This is a genomic window from Sphingopyxis sp. OAS728, from assembly GCF_014873485.1.
Lineage (GTDB): Bacteria > Pseudomonadota > Alphaproteobacteria > Sphingomonadales > Sphingomonadaceae > Sphingopyxis.
The window spans coordinates 3,122,837-3,142,563 of the sequence record NZ_JADBDT010000001.1; the positions used below are offsets into that span (position 1 = coordinate 3,122,837).

General features: G+C 64.1%; 13 protein-coding genes. 8 read left to right on the forward strand and 5 right to left on the reverse strand.

The genetic code is table 11. From position 1 onward, the window contains the following. Positions 1 to 109: 109 nt before the first annotated feature. The gene (locus GGC65_RS14810) at positions 110 to 1,060 is read right to left on the reverse strand and encodes a tetratricopeptide repeat protein (protein ID WP_225940834.1); all 951 of its coding nucleotides are present in this window, start codon (positions 1,058 to 1,060) and stop codon (positions 110 to 112) included. A gap of 157 nt (positions 1,061 to 1,217) precedes the next feature. Between GGC65_RS14810 and gdhA the strand changes: the two genes are divergently transcribed. Genes gdhA through GGC65_RS14835 form a run of 5 tightly spaced genes read left to right on the forward strand, consistent with a single transcriptional unit; the run spans position 1,218 to position 12,249 of the window. Continuing rightward, positions 1,218 to 2,573 (forward strand): NADP-specific glutamate dehydrogenase, encoded by a 1,356-nt coding sequence (gdhA, locus tag GGC65_RS14815; protein ID WP_192647862.1) that lies wholly within the window; start codon positions 1,218 to 1,220, stop codon positions 2,571 to 2,573. A 49-nt stretch (positions 2,574 to 2,622) separates the two neighbouring features. Continuing rightward, positions 2,623 to 4,050: a multiheme c-type cytochrome gene (locus GGC65_RS14820; protein WP_192647863.1), complete on the forward strand. Its 1,428-nt coding sequence runs from the start codon at positions 2,623 to 2,625 to the stop codon at positions 4,048 to 4,050. Between the two features lie 4 nt (positions 4,051 to 4,054). After that, complete coding sequence (locus GGC65_RS14825; RefSeq protein ID WP_192647864.1) at positions 4,055 to 6,025, forward strand: heme-binding protein; 1,971 nt, start codon at positions 4,055 to 4,057, stop codon at positions 6,023 to 6,025. Between the two features lie 3 nt (positions 6,026 to 6,028). Continuing rightward, positions 6,029 to 7,960, forward strand: a complete 1,932-nt coding sequence (locus GGC65_RS14830) for a hypothetical protein (protein WP_225940835.1) — start codon at positions 6,029 to 6,031, stop codon at positions 7,958 to 7,960. Next, a complete protein-coding gene (locus GGC65_RS14835; protein WP_413052729.1) occupies positions 7,960 to 12,249 on the forward strand; it encodes a hypothetical protein in 4,290 nt (1,429 codons plus the stop codon). Before GGC65_RS14830 ends, GGC65_RS14835 begins: the two co-directional genes overlap by 1 nt. A 3-nt stretch (positions 12,250 to 12,252) precedes the next feature. Here GGC65_RS14835 and GGC65_RS14840 read toward each other — a convergent pair whose 3' ends face one another. Both GGC65_RS14840 and GGC65_RS14845 read right to left on the reverse strand, forming a co-directional pair. After that, positions 12,253 to 14,346: a RelA/SpoT family protein gene (locus tag GGC65_RS14840; protein ID WP_192647865.1), complete on the reverse strand. Its 2,094-nt coding sequence runs from the start codon at positions 14,344 to 14,346 to the stop codon at positions 12,253 to 12,255. Positions 14,347 to 14,527: 181 nt separating this feature from the next. Beyond that, positions 14,528 to 14,863 carry a CC_3452 family protein gene (locus GGC65_RS14845; RefSeq protein WP_192647866.1) on the reverse strand — a complete coding sequence of 112 codons (336 nt, stop codon included), beginning with the start codon at positions 14,861 to 14,863 and terminating at the stop codon, positions 14,528 to 14,530. Positions 14,864 to 14,988: 125 nt separating this feature from the next. On the opposite strand from GGC65_RS14845, the gene GGC65_RS14850 reads away from it, so the two are divergent. The 3 genes from GGC65_RS14850 (at position 14,989) to GGC65_RS14860 (ending at position 17,502) form a co-directional block, all read left to right on the forward strand. After that, complete coding sequence (locus GGC65_RS14850) at positions 14,989 to 15,510, forward strand: winged helix-turn-helix transcriptional regulator (protein ID WP_192647867.1); 522 nt, start codon at positions 14,989 to 14,991, stop codon at positions 15,508 to 15,510. A 64-nt stretch (positions 15,511 to 15,574) separates the two neighbouring features. Beyond that, positions 15,575 to 16,699: a sensor histidine kinase gene (locus GGC65_RS14855; RefSeq protein WP_192647868.1), complete on the forward strand. Its 1,125-nt coding sequence runs from the start codon at positions 15,575 to 15,577 to the stop codon at positions 16,697 to 16,699. Continuing rightward, positions 16,696 to 17,502 carry a LytR/AlgR family response regulator transcription factor gene (locus GGC65_RS14860; protein WP_192647869.1) on the forward strand — a complete coding sequence of 269 codons (807 nt, stop codon included), beginning with the start codon at positions 16,696 to 16,698 and terminating at the stop codon, positions 17,500 to 17,502. The genes GGC65_RS14855 and GGC65_RS14860 overlap by 4 nt, the downstream gene beginning before the upstream one ends. 38 nt (positions 17,503 to 17,540) lie before the next feature. On the opposite strand, the gene ribA is transcribed toward GGC65_RS14860, so the two are convergent. Continuing rightward, the gene (gene ribA / locus GGC65_RS14865; protein WP_192649555.1) at positions 17,541 to 18,587 is read right to left on the reverse strand and encodes a GTP cyclohydrolase II; all 1,047 of its coding nucleotides are present in this window, start codon (positions 18,585 to 18,587) and stop codon (positions 17,541 to 17,543) included. Positions 18,588 to 18,592: 5 nt separating this feature from the next. Further along, on the reverse strand, positions 18,593 to 19,387 hold the full coding sequence (locus tag GGC65_RS14870) for an exodeoxyribonuclease III (protein WP_192647870.1): 795 nt from the start codon (positions 19,385 to 19,387) through the stop codon (positions 18,593 to 18,595). Positions 19,388 to 19,727 lie beyond the last annotated feature (340 nt).

Genomic DNA, 19,727 nt, shown 5'->3' on the forward strand with positions numbered 1-19,727 from the left:
TACGTCCGAAAGCGTCTCGCGGCACTGTGCCGCGGCGACCTTATGTTCTTGGTGCCCCCCACAGCCCTGACGGCGTACCGCGTCGTCGATCGTGCGCCAATGGGTAATTTTACGCACCCGGTACGCCGAGCAGCTGTGCCTGCGCTTTCAACCGCCCGGCAGCCGCCGGGTTGGCCGCAATTCCGTCCTTCAGCGCCTGCGCTGCCTTCGCCGTTTCGCCCAGCGTCATCCGGCTGCGCATCAGCATGATCCAGCGGTCGACATCGGCGGGATTGGCCTTGAGCTTGGCTTCGAGCCCGCTCACCATGCCCTCGATCATCTTGTCCTGCTGGCCCTTGGGGAGCTGCGATGCGGCCTCCATGTCGGCGCGGCTCGGCCCCGGGATCGCGCGTGCGGCGACGGGCATTTCGTTCGCGGTCAACGGCCGCGCCTGCGTGCTGGCAAGCCGCGCGGCGACGTCGATCTTGTGAATCTGCCCGACCTGCTCGATCGTGCGGCGGAGGTCGGCCTCCCACGGAGCGCCCTGCGGCGTGTCGGCGAGCAGCGCGAACCAGTCCTCGATCGCGCCCTTGTGATCGCCGCCGATGTCCTTCTTCACGGCAAGGAAATAGCGTGCGCGCGGATCCTTCGCATCAAGCGCGATCGCCTTGTCGAATGCCGAGAGCGCGGCCGCCGGCATCGGATCGCTGTCGCTCCCCATCACCCGCGCCTCGCCCAGCGCCGACCAGAGGCCCGCCGATTCGGGCGAAAGCGCGACGGCTTTTTCATAAGCGGCCGCCGCACCGGCGAAATCGCCCATGTCGAATTTCGCCGCGCCGAGTGCGGTCCAGGCGTCGGCGCTGTTGGGCTCGCGCTTCGTGCGCGCCTCGAGTTCGGCGAGCGGATCGGACGGCGCCGTGGATGCTTGCGCGGCCGGATCGGCGACGGCAGGGCCGGTATCGCGCCAGATGGCATAGCCGATAGCGGCCGCCAGCAAGATAAAGGCGGCGATCAGGATCGTGCGGTTCGTGCCTGTCATGCCCCGGCCCGCCGTCTTGTCCATCTCGTTGCTCTCGCTCATTTTTGCCCCTCTTGTGCGTGCCGCGAAAAAATGCCGCCTGTGCGCGCTGTCATATTGCCTTTGCTTGGCGATGGTGTAGCCTTTGGCATACAAGGTCGGTCAACGATAAAATCGTCAGGGGTCGCACCGGCTTTCCCAGTCATCAGGGGAGGGGTGCATGGCAGTATCGGATCACGTCGACTTTTCGACGTTCATGGAAGGCGTAAAACGGCGCAACCCGGGGCAGCCCGAGTTCGTCCAGGCGGTGCAGGAGGTGTCGGAAGACATCTTCGATTTCATCGCCGACAAGGAAGAATATCATGCGCAGCAGATCTTGCGGCGCATCGCCGAACCCGATCGGGTCGTGTCTTTCCGCGTCTGCTGGGAAGACGATAACGGCAACATCCGCGTCCAGCGCGGCTGGCGTGTCCAGAACAACAATGCCATCGGCCCGTACAAGGGCGGCATCCGCTTCCACCCGAGCGTCACCGAGAGCGTGCTCAAGTTCCTCGCGTTCGAACAGACGTTCAAGAACGCGCTGACCGGGCTGCCGATGGGAGGCGGCAAGGGCGGCTCGAACTTCAACCCCAAGGGCAAGAGCGTGCGCGAGATCATGCGCTTCTGCCAGAGCTTCATGACCGAACTGTACCGCCACATCGGTGCCGACATCGACGTGCCGGCGGGCGACATCGGCGTCGGTGGCCGCGAGATCGGCTTCATGTTCGGCCAGTACAAGCGCATCACCAACGAGTTCACCGGTGTGCTCACCGGCAAGGGCCTCGAATGGGGCGGCTCGCTGATCCGCACCGAGGCGACGGGTTACGGCGCGGTCTATTTCCTCGCCAACATGCTCGCGGCGAAAGGGCAGGATCTCGTTGGCAAGACTGCGGTCATTTCGGGATCGGGCAATGTCGCGACGCACGCCGCAGAGAAGATCGTCCAGCTCGGCGGCAAGGTGCTGACGCTCTCCGATTCGGGGGGCTTCATCCACGATCCCGACGGCATCACGCAGGAAAAGATCGACTGGGTGAAGACGCATAAGACGCATCGCCGCGGCCGGATCGAGGAATATTGCGACGAGTTCAAGAGCGCGAGTTTCACCGCTGGCAAGACGCCGTGGGGCGTGAAGTGCGACGTCGCTTTGCCCTGTGCGACGCAGAATGAATTGCTTGGCGACGATGCCAAGGCGCTCGTCGCCAACGGTTGCATCGCGGTCAGCGAGGGCGCCAACATGCCGACGAACCTTGAGGGCGTGCATGTGTTCAAGGATGCGAAGATCATGTTCGCGCCGGGCAAGGCGGCGAATGCCGGCGGCGTCGCGGTGTCGGGCCTCGAAATGAGCCAGAACAGCGGGCGCCGCAGCTGGAGCGAAGCCGAATTGCAGCAGATGCTCAAGGACATCATGGACGGCATCCACAAAAGCTGCCTGACCTATGGCGACCGCGGCGGCGGTTATATCGATTATGTGAAGGGCGCGAACATCGCCGGCTTCAAGAAAGTGGCCGATGCGATGCTGGCATTCGGAGTGGTGTAAATCGGCCCAAGGCGTAAAAGCGCCGGGTTGGGGAAAAGGGGTTCTGCGGATGATGACGCACGCTGGAAAGGAGCGCGGCGCTCGGCCATGGGCGGCGTTTGCTGCCCTGATGCTGCTCGTCCTTGCCATCGCGGCGTTTATCTTCGCTCCCCCCGCCCGCTCGCAGGGCGAAAGCGGCGCGCGCTATACCGGCGTCGCCTCGTGCGCGGGCTCGACCTGCCACGGCCGGATGGAGGGCGACGGCACCGTCGTACGCCAGGACGAGCTGATGAAATGGCAGGAGCCCTCGACCCCGGGCGGCGCGCACAGCCGCGCCTGGGCGGTACTCAACAACAATCGCAGCCAGTTCATCGCGCGCAATCTCGGCATCGGCGATCCGTCGAAGGCGCAGATGTGCCTTGGCTGTCACAGCACCGCGGGTACCGCGCACGCGGTTCCGGCCGAGGATGGCGTCGGCTGCGAATCCTGCCACGGCCCCGCGGGCGGCTGGCTTGCGAGCCACTATGCCGGGGTTGGAACCAACGCCGATCCCGACCGGGAAATGCGCGACAAGCATCTCGCCAACTTGTCGGCAGGGCTGAAGAAGCTCGAGGATCCGGTCGTGCGCGCCGGGGTGTGCGTCGACTGCCATTTCGGCGCGGCCGCCGACGGCCAGTTCGTCACCCACCGCATCATGGCTGCCGGCCACCCGCGCATTTCGTTCGAGCTCGATCTCTTCTCGTCGCTGCAGGCGCATCATCAGGAAGACGCCGATTACGGCTGGCGCAAGTTCGGCGCCGCGAACCGCCGCACCGACCATGTCCAGATGTGGGCGGTGGGGCAGGCGACGGCGATCGAACGCAGCCTCGCGCTGTTCCAGACGCGGCGCGGGACCGAGGGCATGTTCCCCGAATTCTATTTCCTCGATTGCCACAGTTGCCATCGCCGCATCTTCGATCAGGCAAAGCCGGTGCGCACCGGGCTCGACAATCCGGGCCGTAATCTTCCCGAGGGCATGCCCGCCTATAATGACGAAAATCTGATCATGCTCGCCGCCGCTGCGCGGCTGGCCGCCCCCGCGCTGGCCGACCAACTCGCGGTGCGTACAGCGGCCTTCCACAAGGCGATGGCGACCGACCGGCAAAGCGCGGTCGCCGCCGCGGCGCAGCTGTCGCAGACCGTCGCGGCGCTCAAGAGCGCGTTCGCGTCGCGCAGCTTTTCGGGCGCCGACGCCTTCGCGATGGTCGACGCGATCTCGGCCAAGGCGATCAGCGACCGTTACACCGACTATTCGGGGTCGCAGCAGGCGGTGATGGGGGTCGACACTTTGCTTAATGCGATGGTGTCGTCGGGGCGCGTAACCGTCGGCGCCGCGGCGGGCATCCGCGGCGACATCGACCGCGCCTATGCCGCGGTGAAGGACCCCAACGCCTATAAGCCCTCGGAATTCCAGGCGTCATTCGGCAGCGCAGTGCGCGCAATCGGGGCGCTGCGGTAAGACCATGCAAAGCAGAACGCATCTTTTCCGTTCGGCCGCCTTCGCTGCGATGGGCGCCTTGCTGCTCACCTCGTGCGGCGGGGGCGGCGGAGGTGGCGGCACGCCGACGCCGACACCCACGCCGACGCCAACTCCCACGCCAACGACGGTCTACACCCCGCCCGCCGCCGAAGCGCTCACAACCGCCGACGTCGAACGCGTCCTGGCGCAGGCGATATCCGAAGCGCAGGCGCGCAGCCTGCCGTCGGTGATCGCGGTGACCGACCGTGTCGGCAACGTGCTCGGCGTCTTCCGCATGAACGGCGCGCGCGCGACGGCGACGACCTCGGCCGCACCGAACGGCGTCAATATCGACGCGCAGAATGTGACCTTTCCCGCCGAGGGCGGCGCGATCGCGAAAGCGGTGACCGGCGCCTACCTGTCGAGCGGCGGCAACGCCTTTTCGACGCGCACCGCGAGCCAGATCGTGCAGGAACATTTCCCGCCCGCGCCGACGACCGTCGGCCTCGAAAGCGGGCCTCTGTTCGGCGTGCAGTTCAGCCAGTTGCCGTGCAGCGACCTATCGGCGCGTTTCGGGGCGCCGGGCGCGGCGGCGCTGATCGGCCCCAAACGCTCGCCGCTCGGCCTCGCCGCCGATCCGGGCGGGCTACCGCTCTACAAGAATGGCGTGCTCGTCGGCGGCATCGGCGTGATGGGCGATGGCGTCTATGGCAGCGATCCGAACATCCTCGACATCGACAATGACCCCGAGGAGTTCATCGCACTAGCGGGTACGCGCGGGTTTGAGGCGCCGAGCACGATCACCGCCGACAAGATCACCGTCGACGGGACGTCGCTGCGCTTTTCCGATGCGACCTTTGCGGGCGTGATGTCGAGCGGCGGCGCAAGTTTCGCGAGCCTCAACGGCACCGCGGGCAATCTCGTCGCCGTCATCGGCTATGCCAATGCCGCGGTCACCGCAGGAATTGCCTATGGTAGCGAAGCTTCGGGCATCCGTGCCTCGACGCCGGCCGAATTTTCGAACCGCGACGCGTTCGTCCTCACCGACGGCAGCGGCGCCAACCGTTACCCGCTCCGCGCGGGCACCGACGGCGCGACAAACAGCGCGCCCCTGACACAGGCCGAGGCGCGCGCGGTGCTGGAGGAAGCCTTCACGGTGATGAGCCGCGCGCGCGCGCAAATCCGCCGCCCGCTCGACAGCCGCGCGCAGGTGACGATCAGCATCGTCGACACGCATGGCGCGGTGCTCGGCATCGTGCGCTCGCCCGACGCGCCGATCTTCGGCACCGACGTGAGTTTGCAAAAGGCGCGCACCGCCGCTTTCTTTTCGGGTGCGCAGGCGGGAACCGAACTCAGCGCCAATGCCAGCGCCGATGTTCGCCAGTTCGTCACTGCGACGCGGACATTTTTGAACAATCCCGCCGCACTGACCGGCACCATCGCCTTTTCGGATCGCGCGAACGGCAATCTGTCGCGCCCCTATTTTCCCGACGGCGAGGTTGGTCGTCCGCAGGGTCCGCTGTCGCGCCCGATCGCGCAGTTCAATCCCTTCTCGACCGGGCTGCAATCGGCGCTGATCATCGGCAATCTCGGCGCGCATCTGGGCTTCGTCTCGGGCGCCAGCCCCACCGACACGCCCGCGCGCTGCACGACCTTGCCCGACGTTGCGGCGGGGCAGAACCGGCTCCAGAACGGCATCCAGATTTTCCCCGGATCGGTCCCCATCTATCGCGGCAACCAGCTGGTCGGCGCGATCGGCGTGTCGGGCGACGGCATCGATCAGGACGACATGATCAGCTTCCTCGGCGCACATAATGGGGGCGCCCGCGTCGGCGGCATCGGCAATGCGCCAAAGGCGATCCGGTCGGACAATGTCGTCGTCAATGTCGGTGCCGGGGTTCGCCTCCGCTATATCAGCTGTCCCTTCGCCCCGTTCCTCGACACGGCGAACCAGAATGTCTGCGACGGGCTATAGGCGATGATGACGGGGGGCAGCCTTTGGCCGATCATCGCGACACTCGCGGCGCAGGGCGCGCCGGGAGCCGATGTCACGCCGCCGCCACCCGCGCCCGAGGGACCGCCGGTCGCCGGCGACGCCGCACCCGCCGAGCAGCCTGCCGAAGAACTGATCCCGCCCCCGCCGCCGGTCGACTGGCAGGAAATGGTCAAGGACGACCTCGTCACCGACCTCATCGAGGGCCGCCGCCGTCCGGGCTACCGGCCCGATCTTCCCGACGCGCTTAGCCAGGACAATGTCGGCGCGCTGCGCCCGCCGCCGCCGCAGGCCTTTCCGGGGATGGAGGATCAGCTGCCCGTTCCCGACCGCTGGCGCCTCATCGAAACATTGGGCGTGGTCAAGGAACGCTGGTTCGATCCCTATCACCAGAACACCTACAAGGGCGACCGCGCGATCGACCGCAGCAAGGTCAAATGGCTGCCGATCAAGGGCGACGACTGGTTCTTCGTCGCCAATGCCGTGTCCGACACCGTGTTCGAACCGCGCACCTTCCCGATCCCCGTCGGCGTCCAGACGACCGAGCGGCCCGGCAGCCTCGACGTGTTCGGCAAGGATCGCAGCTTCGTCTTTGCGCAGACCTTCATCGCCGGCGCCGCGCTGATCAAGGGCTCGACCGCGTTCAAGCCGCCCGACCTCGAATATCGCGTCACGCTCGCTTATCAGGCCAATTATGTCGACGTGCCCGAACGGCGCGTGCTCGACGTGCGCCCGTCGAAGGCGAGCCATCGTTACGACTCGTTCCTCGGCGTGCAGGAGTTGTTCGTCGACAAACATCTTGGCAACACGTCGGACCGCTACGATTTTTATTCAGTCCGTGTCGGGATTCAGCCGTTCCAGAGCGATTTCCGTGGTTTCCTGTTCAACGACAGCCAGCTCGGCATCCGCCTGTTCGGCAACCGCGACAACAACCGCTTCCAATATAATCTCGCGGCCTTCTGGCGGCTGGAAAAGGACACCAATTCGGGTCTCAACGACATCACCCAGACGCCGCGCAGCGACTTCATCTTCACCGGCAATCTCTATCGTCAGGATTTCCCGGTCGTCGGGCTGACCAGCCAGATCAGCGTGACGTACAATATGAACCGCGAAAAGAATGACGTGCAGATCGACCATAATGGTTTCCCAGTGCGGCCCGCGCTGCTCGGCGATTTGCGCGGGCGCGAATATGATGTCGTTTATCTCGGTTACAGCGCCGACGGGCGGATCGGGCGGTTCAACCTCACCGCGAGTTTCTATGCCGCGCTCGGCGAGGACCGGAACAGCTTCTTCACCAGCAAGAAAGCTGAAATTCGCGCGGGCTTCGGCGCGGTGGAACTGAGCTACGACCACGACTGGATGCGCTTCCGCCTGTCGGGGCTTTATGCGACCGGCGACGGCGATCCGTATAATAACACCGAGGGCGGCTTCGACGCGATCTTCGAAAATCCGATCTTCGGCGGCGCCGACACCAGCTACTGGATCCGCCAGACGATTCCCTTCGCGGGCGGCGGGCGCGTCATTTCGATCAACGGCCGCAATGGCATTTTGAACTCGCTGCGCTCGTCGAAGGAAGAGGGGCAGTCGAACTTTAACAACCCTGGCACCGTCTTCATCGGCGCCGGCGCCGATTTCGACCTGACCCCCGAATTCCGCGTCAGCACCAATTTCAACCATCTGTGGTTCGAAAACACCTCCAGCCTGCAGGCGCTGCGCACCGAAGGGTCGATCCCGAAGGATATCGGTTTCGATCTGTCGGTCGCGACGATCTGGCGTCCGAAAGCGACGCAGAACATCGTCGGACGCCTCAGCGCGGCGGTGCTGCTTCCCGGCAAGGGCTTCAAGGATCTGTTCGACAACAAGAAGAAGAATGACGCTTACGTATCTATCCTCGCCAACGTGACTTTGAGCTTCTGATGTTGCTGCGCAAACTCTTCGCCCTGCTCGCTTTCGTCACGATGTGCGCCGCCTTCGGCGCGAGCGTCGTGCGCGCGGCAGAGGAAGAGAAGCCGCTCAAGATCGAATATCGCTTCACCCCGCCCGCGCCGCGCGAGCAGAGCGACGCCGATGTAAGCGCGAAGTCGGAGGGCTGTTACAGCTGCCACACGCGTACCGACCAGCCGTCGATGCATGCGACCCCGGCGGTGAAGCTCGGCTGCACCGACTGCCACGGCGGCGACGCGAGCCAGCGCGGCACGCCCAGCCTCGGCTACAAGCATCCTACGAACAAGGCGGTGATGAAGCTCGCGCACCCGCAGCCGACCTTGCCCGGCGCCTGGCACGACAGCTCGGCGAACCCGCAGCGCAGCTATACCTTGCTCAACAAGGAATCGCCCGAATTCATCCGTTTCGTGAACCCCAGCGACTATCGCGTCGCGCGCGAAGCATGCGGTGCTTGCCACCTCGAGGTGATCGAGGCGACCGAGCGGTCGATGATGTCGACCGGCGCGATGCTGTGGGGCGGCGCGGCGTATAACAACGGCATTGTCCCCTATAAGAATTACATCTTCGGCGAAGCCTATACGCGCACCGGCGAACCGGCGTGCATCCTCTCACCCTCGTCGCGGCTGACCGCCGAGGAATATAAGGAAGCGTGCAAGCCGAGCTTCGGTTTCGACAAGATATTGACCGACGACGAGAAAAAGCGCGGCGCGCTGGCCAAAATGTATCCGCTGCCGCGCTGGAGCGTGTTGCCGCCGGGCGACGTGTTCCGCGTGTTCGAGCGCGGCGGGCGCAACATCAACACGCAATTCCCCGAAATCGGCTTGCCGAACCCGACGGGCAGCATCCAGCGGCTCGAGGAACCGGGGCGTCCCGACCTCAAGCAGTCGAACCGTGGCCCCGGGACGGGGCTGCGCGTCTCGATCCCCGTGCTCAACATCCACAAGACGCGCCTCAACGACCCGCTGTCGTGGTTCATGGGGACGAACGACCAGCCGGGCGACTATCGCCATTCAGGCTGTTCGGGCTGCCATGTCGTCTACGCCAACGATCGCGAGCCGCGGCACAGCCTGACCTATGCCAAATATGGCCGTGACGGCGAGACGGCGACGGTCGACCCGACGATCGCGGAGAAGAAGTGGAAACCCGACGGCGGGCATGGCGGCGATAGCCATGGCGCCGAGGATGGGCATGCCGGTGGCGGCCACGGTGCGCTGATCGACCCCGCCGATCCCGACGTTCCGGCACGCCCCGCATCGCCGGCGCGGGGCGAATCGGGCCACCCGATCAGCCACGCCTTCACCCGCGCGATCCCGACCTCGCAGTGCATGTCGTGCCACATGCACCAGCCGAATATCTTCCTGAACTCCTACCTCGGCTACACGATGTGGGACTATGAATCCGACGCGCCGCAGATGTGGCCGGGGCCGGACAACACCGCGCCGCGCCCCCCGGGGATGAGCGACGAGGAGTATCAGAAGAAATACAAGCAGCAGCGCTATCCGACCGCCGCCGAGGTGCATCAGGTACTCGAACGCAATCCCGAGGGGGCGGCGACGCGCGGCCTGTGGGCCGACGTCGAGTTCCTGCGCGACGTCTATGACGTCAACGACAGCAACAAGGACACGCAGTTCGCCGACTATCATGGCCATGGCTGGAACTTCCGCGGCATCTTCAAGCGCGACCGCAGCGGCAATCTGCTGACCGCCGACGGCAATATGTCGACCTATGGCACCGACACCGCGAACATCATCGATCCGAAAGATCCGGAGAAGTGGCGCAAGAGCTGCAGCCACTACACCGATCCCAAGGAGCGCGATCTCTGCCTGTCGAGCGCCGATCCGGGCCGGCCGGGGGGCGAAGGCAAGTTCGTGCCGCCGGGTCTCAACCCCGGCAAGGCGGTCCATATGATGGATATCCATGCGGAAAAGGGCATGCAATGCGCCGACTGCCACTTCGCGCAGGACAGCCATGGCAACGGCTATATCCAGGGCGAGGTCGCGAACGCGGTCGAGATCAGCTGCAAGGATTGCCACGGCACTGCCGATGCCTTCCCGAACCTGCTCACCTCGAACGTCGCGGCGCGGCCGCAGGGCAATAATCTTGCGTTGCTGCGCAATCCTGACGGGCGGCGCCGCTTCGAATTCCAGTATAATGACGATGCCGAGGTGATCGGCCTGATCCAGCGGTCGATCGTCGATCCGAAACTTGAATGGCAGGTCAGCCTCGTCAAGCAGGCGGTGACCCCGGGGCCGCACTTCAACGCCAAGGCGGCGCGCGCGAAACTGATGGCGCGCGCGGGCGCCGAGGACGGCAAATATGAATGGGGGCCGGGGGTCGCGAAGGAGGACCGCGCGCACGGCGACGACAAGATGACCTGCTTCACCTGTCACCTGTCATGGACGACGAGCTGCGGTGGTTGCCATTTGCCGATCGAGGCGAACTGGAAAACCAAGATGCACCATTTCGAGGGTGAGGAGACGCGCAACTTCGCGACCTACAACCCGCAGGTCGCGCGCGACGAGATGTTCCAGCTCGGCCGGCACCAGCTCACCAAGCCCGGCGAGCCGGGCCCGAACGGCGAAGCGCGCGGCATCATCACGCCGGTGCGTTCGACCTCGGCACTCGTGCTGTCGTCGACGAACATCAACCGCGAACGCATCTATGTGCAGCAGCCGCCGGTGTCTTCGGCGGGCTATTCGAGCCAGGCCTTCGCGCCGCACTTCCCGCACACGGTGCGCCGGTCCGAAACCAAACAGTGCAGCGACTGCCACCTGTCGGCCGCCGACGATAACAATGCGATCATGGCGCAGCTCAATCTGCTCGGCACCAATTTCGTCAATTTTGTCGGGCTCAACGTCTGGTCGGGTCAGGAAAACAGCTTCCAGGCGACGCGCGTAACCGAATGGGACGAACCGCAGGCGGTGATCGGCAGTTATCTCCAGAAATATGCCTATCCCGACTATTGGAAACTGCACGTCGAACAGAATGGCCGCGAGCTCAAGAATTGGGTGCGCGGCAAGACCTTCGACAAGAAACTATCGGGCGAAACCCACGCGCTCGAAGAATTCGCCAACATCGTTCAGGGGACGAGCGGCCGCGTGAACTGTCTCCAGCAGCGCGGCGAATATATGTTTGTAGCGGAGGGCAAGGGCGGTTTCCGCGTCTATGACGTTGCCTCGATCGGCAACAAGGGCTTCTCCGAACGCATCATCCGCGCGCCTTTCTCGGCGCTCGGCCACGATACGCATGTGAAAACGAAGAACGCGACCTGCATGGCGATCGCGACGACGCAGCCGATCAGCGTGTCGCGCAACGAGAATATCGTGAAGAATTTCCCTGAGAACCACGAACAGGTGATGCACGATATCTATCGCTATGCGGTGATCACCGACAGCGTCGAAGGTCTCATCCTCGTCGATATCGATACGCTCGCCGACGGCGAATTCCGCAACAACAAGTTCAAACGCGCGCTGACGTGGAACGAGGGTAATGTGCTGGCGGGCGCGCGGCACATCACGCTCGCGGGCAGCATGGCCTATATCACCACCGATGCGGGGCTCGTGGTGCTCGACCTCTCGGCACCGCTCCAGCCCAGGGTCACCGCGCAACTGCCGCTGACCGATGCGCGCGCGAGCGCGGTGCAGTTCCGCTACCTCTGGGTCACCGATGCCGAGGGTGTGAAGCTGTTCGACGTCACCAATCTGGCGCATCCGGTCGCGGTACCGTCGGGCACGGTTCGGCTGGCCAACGCGCGGAAAATCTATCTCGCGCGCACCTATATGTACGTCGCGGCGAAGGCGGACGGCCTCGTGATCGTCGATGTGACGCGCCCCGCGGCACCGATCGTCTGGCCGGGTCTGACCTTTGGCGGAATGCTCAACGACGCCGAGGATGTCATCGTCGCGTCGACCAATGCGTCGCTGTTCGGTTATGTCGCCGACGGGCGGAACGGCATCAAGGTGCTCCAGCTCACCAGCCCCGACAATCCGGGCCTCTATGGCTTCTCGCCGAAACCGACCCCCGAACTGATCGCTTGGGCGAAGACGCCGTCACCCGCGCTTGCGCTGTCGAAGGGGCTCGACCGCGACCGTGCGGTCGACGAAACCGGCGGCCAGATGGCGGTGTTCGGGCGTGTCGGCTCGCGGCCGTTCACCCGGCCCGAAATGGAGAGGCTGTTCCTGAACAGCAAGGGCGTGGTCTACAAGGTCAGCGACGAGGTCGACCAGAATGCTTGGCGGCCGCCGCTTCTCTACGCGAACTGAAGCCTACTGCCGCTCGGCCTGCACCACCGTGTCGGATGCGCGCAGCGCCGACAATATACGCATCACATGCTGGACGTCGCGCACCTCGACGACGACGTCATAGGTGTGGAATCCGCCCTCGCGGTTCGATAGCCGCAAATTGGTGATATTCGCCGAATTGGCGGCGAGGATGCCTGACATTTCGGCGAGCGTGCCGGGTTCGTTTAGGATGACGATGCACAGCCGGGCGTTTCCGCCCTCGCTGTCTTCCTGCCAGCGCAGGTCGATCCAGTCGGCGTCGATGCCGTCGGCGAGCCGCGGACAGTCGATGACATGCACCTCGATCCCCTCGCCCGGTCGCGACAGGCCGACGATGCGGTCACCGGGGACGGGGTGGCAGCAATCGGCAAGCTGATAGGCAACGCCCGGGGTCAGCCCGGCGATCGACACCGCCGCGCCCTGTACGAGCTTGCCGGGCTTGGTCTTCATTTCGGCGGTGATGCCGGGGACCAGCGCCTCGAGCAGCGCATTGTCGGTGATCCGCTGCTTGGCGATCGCGACATAGAGCGCCGTGTCGTCATCGAGCTTCAGCCGCGTCAGCGCGGCGGCGCGCGCCTTGTCGCCGACCTTGTTTGGCAGGCGAAGCGCGATCTCGTCGTACATCTTGCGGCCGAGCGCCGCGAGTTCGACCTTTTCCTTCGACCGCACATGGCGGCGGATCGCGGCGCGTGCCTTGCCGGTGACCGCAAAGCCCAGCCAGGCCGGCTGCGGCGTCTGCTTGTCGGAGGAGAGGATCTCGACCGTATCGCCATTGTTGAGCTGCGTGCGCAGCGGCACGAGCCGCCCGTTGACCTTGGCGCCGACGGTGCGGTCGCCGAGCCCGGTGTGGACGGCGTAAGCGAAATCGACCGGAGTCGCGCCTTTCGGAAGCTGGTGCAGGCTGCCTTTCGGCGTGAAGGCGAAGATGCGGTCCTGATACATCGCGATGCGCGTGTTTTCGAGGAACTCCTCGGGATCGTGCGTCTGTTCGAGGATTTCGATGAGGTCGCGGATCCACCCCGCCTGCCCGTCGGGCGCACTGCCGCCCTGCTTGTACGCCCAATGCGCGGCGAGGCCGAACTCGGACTGCTGGTGCATACCCAGACTGCGGATCTGGATCTCGATGCGCATATTCTGCTGGTGCATGATCGTCGTGTGCAGCGACTTGTACCCGTTGCGCTTCGGGGTCGAGATATAATCCTTGAACCGGCCGGGGACCATCTTCCACTTGCGGTGGAGGATGCCGAGCGCCGCATAGCAATCGGCGTCGGTCGGCGTGATGATGCGAAAGGCGATGATGTCGGTCACCTGTTCGAAGCTGACGTGCCGCTCCTGCATCTTGCGCCAGATCGAATAGGGATGCTTTTCGCGCCCCGACACATCGGCCTCGATCCCGTTCTTCGCGAGCAATTCCTTGAACTCGCGGCTGATGCCGGCGACCTTGTCCTTGCCGCCGGCGGTCAGCTTGGCGAGGCGCCCGGTGATCGTCGCATAGGCCTCGGGCTCGAGCTCGCTGAACGCGAGTAACTGCATCTCGCGCATATATTCATACATGCCGATCCGCTCGGCGAGCGGCGCATAGATATCCATCGTCTCCTTGGCGATGCGGCGGCGCTTCTCCGGATTCTTGATGAAGTGCAGCGTGCGCATATTGTGCAGCCGGTCGGCGAGCTTGACGAGCAGCACGCGGATATCGTCCGACATGGCGAGCAGGAATTTGCGCAGATTCTCGGCCGCGCGTTCATTCTCGGTCTGCGCCTCGATCTTGGAAAGCTTGGTCACGCCATCGACCAGCCGGCCGACGTCGCTGCCGAACAGCCGCTCGATTTCTTCGGGCGTCGTCAGCGTGTCTTCGAGCGTGTCGTGGAGCAATGCGGTGACGATCGTCTCGCTGTCGAGGTGAAGATCGGTCAAAATTCCCGCAACCTCGACCGGATGGCTGAAATAGGGGTCGCCCGACGCGCGTTTCTGGCTGCCGTGCTTCTGCACGGTGAACACATAGGCGCGATTGAGCAGCGCCTCGTCGACGTCGGGATCATAAGCGCGCACGCGCTCGACAAGTTCATATTGTCTCAGCATTGCGTCCAATGTCGTTCATGCAGGCAATATTGCAATGCGAAATTTGCTTGCGCCGAACCGCGGGCGTTGAGCAACTTTGATAACAACGGTTGGAAGCATCGTTCGCCGAGAAAAAACCGCCGTACTTCACTGGCAAAGCCAAGTGGACGTACGGCGGTTTTCGATCGGCGTGAAGGCCGGATTATTTTGCGCCGTTGCAGCGCGCCAGTTCTTCGGCTTCGAGCGCCTTGCCGCCTGCCGCGAAGCTCGCCACCGGACCCGCCTTTTTGACGAGAGCCGAACACATGACGAGCGGGCGGCTCGTACCCTGACCGGCGGTGCAGCTGGCGCCCTTGCACGCCCAGACGACGTCGCGCGCGACAAAGCGCGCCTCGGTCGCCGGACTGGCGAGTTCGGCGCGGTAGTAAGCGCCGCCCGCGGCGGTTGCAGCGCTGGATGTGAAGGCGAGGCCGCCGATCAGTGCGACGCCTGCCAGCGCGAAGGGCTGGGTGAGGGGAGAAAGCTTGAAAATGGGCATTGGGAGCTCCTGTTTTTTCGCAACCAATGGGTTGCGAGGCGTTCCCTAGACTTTGAGTTGCGAAATGCAACGGAGGCCTTATATTTTTTTGGCGCATGGGGTGATTTTACGTTAGGGCATTGGTTATGGGAAAATTACGCGAACTGCTGAACGACATGGATGGGGGCAATTGCGCCCTGCCGCTGGCGCTGGAAGCGATGGGCGAGCGATGGTCGTTCATGATCCTTCGCGCCGCCTTTAACGGTGTCCATCATTTCGAGGAGTTCCAGCAGGAACTGAACATCGCGCGCAACATCTTGTCGAACCGGCTGTCGAAGCTGGTCGACCATGGCATCATGGCGCGCGAAGTGATGGCCGAGGATCGCCGCAAGGTGCAATATCAGCTGACCGAAAAGGGCATCGAACTGCTCCCGGCGATGATCGCGCTGCGCCAATGGGGCGAAAAATGGGGTGCCGGCGTGCCGTCGACCCCGGTGCTTGTCGATGCGCGCGACGAACAGCCGATCGGCCCGGTAACGCTGACCGCGCACGACGGCCGCGTGATCGGGTATAAGGAATTGCTGTGGAAGCATCGCGCCGAACTCCAGCCGCTCGGCCAGGCGCGCGTGCGCGGCGAGGGTGCGATGGCGCCGGTCGCCGCCGAATGATCGGCCGCGCCGGTTTCCGATATCGCCCGCGCGGCGACTGACCATCGCCATCGCACGAGACCCCATGCCGCTTTTCCGACTGTCTTCGCCGGGTCCCTTTTTCGACAACAAGGTCCGGGCCTTCTGGAACCTGCAGATATTGGGCTGGGCCGCCTGGCTCGGCCTGCGCGGCGTGTCGGGGCTTGCCAATGGTCAGGCCTTCACCTTCCTGATCCCGCAGACGATCTCGGCGATCACAGGTTTCTCGCTGACCCTTATCCTGTCGGCCTGTTACCGCGCGCTGATCAACCGTCGCCCGCTGTTGATGTGGGGCGTCAGTTTCGGGCTCGCGGGTATCGCGACTGCGCTTTGGGCCTTTATCGACGCGTGGGTCGCACAGATCCAGAATCCGGCAAGCGAGGCGGGCTTCACCAGCCTGCTGCTCGGCGCGATGTATATCGACGCGACCTCGCTTGCTGCCTGGTCGGCGCTTTATTTCGCGATCAACTATTTCCTCCAGCTCGAGGAACAGAATGACCGCGTCATCCGGCTCGAGGCGCAGGCGGCGTCGGCGCAGCTCGCGATGCTGCGTTACCAGCTCAATCCGCATTTCCTGTTCAACACGCTGAACAGCATTTCGACGCTCGTGCTGCTGAAACAGGCCGAGCCCGCGAATGCGATGCTGTCGCGGCTGTCGGCGTTCCTCCGCTACACGCTCGCGAACGAGCCGACCGCGCAGGTGACGCTGGCGCAGGAGATCGAGACGCTGAAGCTCTACCTCGAAATCGAGAAAATGCGCTTCGAGGATCGGCTGCGTCCGCATTTCGCGATCGATCCGGCGGTCGCGCGGGCGCGTTTGCCGTCGCTTTTGCTCCAGCCGCTCATCGAAAATGCGATAAAATACGCAGTAACGCCGCAGGAAGACGGCGCCGATATCACGCTTTCCGCACAGTTGGCCGGTCAAAATGTTCGGATTACCGTGTCCGATACCGGCCCGGGATTGTCAGCCGACCGCACCGACCCCACCACAGGCATTGCAACGGAATCGACCGGCGTGGGTTTAGCCAATATCAGGGACCGTCTGGCGCAGGCTTTTGGCGACCAGCACCGGTTCGACGTCCAGATGGGCGCTGAGGGCGGTTTCACGGTGGTTATCGAGTTTCCGTTCCAGCCCGATGGGCAAATGACGATTGGAACCGAGAGAACATGACGATCAGAACCATCCTGGTGGATGATGAAAAACTGGCCACCCAAGGCCTGCAACTGCGGCTCGAACCGCATGCGGACGTCGAAGTCGTCGACACCGCGCAAAATGGCCGCGAAGCCATCAGAAAGATCAAGACCCACAAACCCGATCTGGTTTTCCTCGATATCCAGATGCCGGGTTTCGACGGTTTTTCGGTGATTCAGGGATTGATGGAGGTCGAACCGCCGCTGGTGGTGTTCGTCACCGCTTACTCGGATCACGCCATTCGCGCGTTCGAGGCGCAGGCGGTCGATTATCTGGTGAAACCGGTCGAACCCGAGCGGCTCGCGGATGCACTCGACCGCGTTCGCCAGCGGCTTGCGGAAAAGCGTGGTGTGGCGGAAGTCGAGCGGCTCAAGACGGTGCTCGCCGAAGTCGCGCCCGAAGCGGTCGAGGATTATGACGCAGAGGTCGCCCCCGATACGCACGCCGCCGACCGCTATGAAAAGATGATCAACATCAAGGATCGCGGCCAGATCTTCCGCGTCGACGTCGACAGCATCGAACGCATCGACGCCGCCGGCGACTATATGTGCATCTATACCGCCGACAACAGCCTGATCCTGCGCGAGACGATGAAGGATCTGGAAAAGCGGCTCGACCCGCGCAACTTCCAGCGCGTCCATCGCTCGACGATCGTGAACCTCAGCCAAGTGAAGCAGGTCAAGCCGCACACCAATGGCGAATGTTTCCTCGTGCTCGGATCGGGCGCGCAAGTAAAGGTCAGCCGAAGCTATCGCGACGTTGTCGCGCGCTTCGTGCATTGATCTGATGAAGGCGCCGGCATCGTCCGGCGCCTTTTTCGTTAGAGCTGGTGCCCTGTGCGATCGCGCTTGGTCGCCAGATATTGCTCGTTATATTTGTTCGTCGGCAGCGCGAGTGGAATGCGCTCGACGACTTCGACGCCTTCTTTCTCGAGCCGCGACACCTTCTCCGGATTGTTTGTCATCAGCCGGATGCGCGGGATATTCAGCAGTTCGAGCATTCGCCCGGCGATCGCAAAATCGCGCGCCTCGACCGGAAAGCCGAGCCGCAGGTTCGCATCGACCGTGTCATAACCCTGATCCTGCAGCGCGTAGGCGCGCAGCTTGTTGACGAGGCCGATGCCGCGCCCCTCCTGTCGCAGGTACAACAGCACGCCCCACGGCGCATCGGCCATGGCGTGCAGCGCCGCATGGAGCTGCGGCCCGCAATCGCATTTGAGGCTGCCGAGGACGTCGCCGGTCAGGCATTCGCTGTGGAGCCGCACGACGGGCGGATTGCCGTCGCGCTTGCCGATAACGAGCGCGACATGGTCCGATGCTTCTTCGGGGCTCCGGAAGGCGACGATCTCTGCAGTTTCGCTGGCTTCGACGGGTAGCCGAGCGCGCGCCGCGATCTCGAGGCGGACGGGATCGAGCAGGGCGGCGACATCGTCGACGCTGCATGCGGTTTCGGCATCGCCCGCCGCTTCGCGCACAAAAAAGGCGGGGAGCAGGCCCGCGTGGCGGGCCATCGCCATCGCTGTGGCCGCAGCCGTTTCGCCGCCGGTGGCGATGGTGAGGAAGGGCCCTTTGAGCGGGTTGGCGAGATCGAGCGCGGGATCGGCGATCGCGAGCGCCGCAGCCACGGCGGGCGCAGCATTCGCAAGGCGCACCGGCCCCGGCGTGGCGGCGACACGCTGGTTGGTGAGTTTGAGCGTCACCGCCCGCTCGCCCGACAGCAGGATGTCGTGGCTGCCAAATTCGGTCAGCGCGGCATCGCGCGCGCTTTCGACTGCCATCAGGTCGAGCGCGCCGTCGGGGCCTGTCAGGCGGAAGGGCCAGCCGCGCCGCAGCGCATCGATCGCGCGCGCAGCGTTCCGGGCACCGATATGATTCAAAAGTCGAACTCGGTGATCAGCGGGATGTGATCCGACGGCCGCTCCCAGCTGCGCGCGGGCTGCACGATGCGGTGCGAGACCGCCTTGGCCATCAGGTCGGGGGTCACCCACATATGGTCGAGGCGGCGACCACGGTTCGACGCCTCCCAGTCTTTCGCGCGGTAGCTCCACCAAGTGTACAGCCGCTCCGGCGCCGGGACGAAGTGGCGCCCGAGGTCAACCCAGTTCGATGCCGCCTGCAGCCGCGCGAGCGTTTCGACCTCGATCGGCGTGTGGCTGACGACGTCGAGCAGCGCCTTGTGGTTCCACACGTCGCTTTCGAGCGGGGCGACGTTGAAATCGCCGGTGAGCACCGTCGGTGTCCCGTTCAGCGCGCCCGACCATTCGGTCATGCGGCCGAAGAAATCGAGCTTCTGCCCGAATTTGGGGTTCAGCTCGCGATCGGGGATATCGCCGCCGGCGGGAATATAGACATTGTCGAGCCGTACGCCCGACGGCAGCGTCACGCCGACGTGGCGGGCTTCGCCGTTGGCCTGCCAGTCATATTTGCGCACGTCGGTCAGCGGCACCTTGCTGACGATCGCCACGCCGTGGTGCATACGCTGGCCGTGGGTGACGATATGCTGATATCCCAGTCGCTTGAACATGTCGGGCGGAAACAGCGTGCATTCGACCTTCGTCTCCTGCAGGCAGAGGATGTCGGGGGCTTCTTCGCGCAGGAATTTTTCGACGATGCCGATGCGGGCGCGAACGCTGTTGATGTTCCACGAAGCGATGCTGGTGCGAGTCATGCGGTGGCTCTATCGGCGCGGGCGGGGGGGCGCAATGTCCCAAACACCGGACAAATTAAACCCCCGTTCCAGGGGCGGTGGAACGGGGGTTCAAGGTCAGCGTTCGTCACGCTCTTGAATGAAGGTGCCTGGCATTCCGGGTGGGGCAACAGGGGGAAACCCAAATCCGGGGCCGTGTTGGCGCCTTCGAGAGATGGAATAGACGCTCTTCCCTGTCGCCAAGCTGAACGAAAATTGGCGGTCATGGGCCGATTCTGCAGTTCGTCGATGCGTGATGTCGGTTGGTCTGGAAAATGGCGCTGAATCCATTCGAAGATTCAGCGCCATATGATTTTGACTT

Excerpts from the sequence above, each read along its gene's own strand:
- GGC65_RS14810 (WP_225940834.1), bottom strand. The coding sequence starts at position 1,060 with ATGAGCGAGAGCAACGAGATGGACAAGACGGCGGGCCGGGGCATGACA.
- gdhA (WP_192647862.1), top strand. The coding sequence starts at position 1,218 with ATGGCAGTATCGGATCACGTCGACTTTTCGACGTTCATGGAAGGCGTA.
- GGC65_RS14820 (WP_192647863.1), top strand. The coding sequence starts at position 2,623 with ATGATGACGCACGCTGGAAAGGAGCGCGGCGCTCGGCCATGGGCGGCG.
- GGC65_RS14825 (WP_192647864.1), top strand. The coding sequence starts at position 4,055 with ATGCAAAGCAGAACGCATCTTTTCCGTTCGGCCGCCTTCGCTGCGATG.
- GGC65_RS14830 (WP_225940835.1), top strand. The coding sequence starts at position 6,029 with ATGATGACGGGGGGCAGCCTTTGGCCGATCATCGCGACACTCGCGGCG.
- GGC65_RS14835 (WP_413052729.1), top strand. The coding sequence starts at position 7,960 with ATGTTGCTGCGCAAACTCTTCGCCCTGCTCGCTTTCGTCACGATGTGC.
- GGC65_RS14840 (WP_192647865.1), bottom strand. The coding sequence starts at position 14,346 with ATGCTGAGACAATATGAACTTGTCGAGCGCGTGCGCGCTTATGATCCC.
- GGC65_RS14845 (WP_192647866.1), bottom strand. The coding sequence starts at position 14,863 with ATGCCCATTTTCAAGCTTTCTCCCCTCACCCAGCCCTTCGCGCTGGCA.
- GGC65_RS14850 (WP_192647867.1), top strand. The coding sequence starts at position 14,989 with ATGGGAAAATTACGCGAACTGCTGAACGACATGGATGGGGGCAATTGC.
- GGC65_RS14855 (WP_192647868.1), top strand. The coding sequence starts at position 15,575 with ATGCCGCTTTTCCGACTGTCTTCGCCGGGTCCCTTTTTCGACAACAAG.
- GGC65_RS14860 (WP_192647869.1), top strand. The coding sequence starts at position 16,696 with ATGACGATCAGAACCATCCTGGTGGATGATGAAAAACTGGCCACCCAA.
- GGC65_RS14870 (WP_192647870.1), bottom strand. The coding sequence starts at position 19,387 with ATGACTCGCACCAGCATCGCTTCGTGGAACATCAACAGCGTTCGCGCC.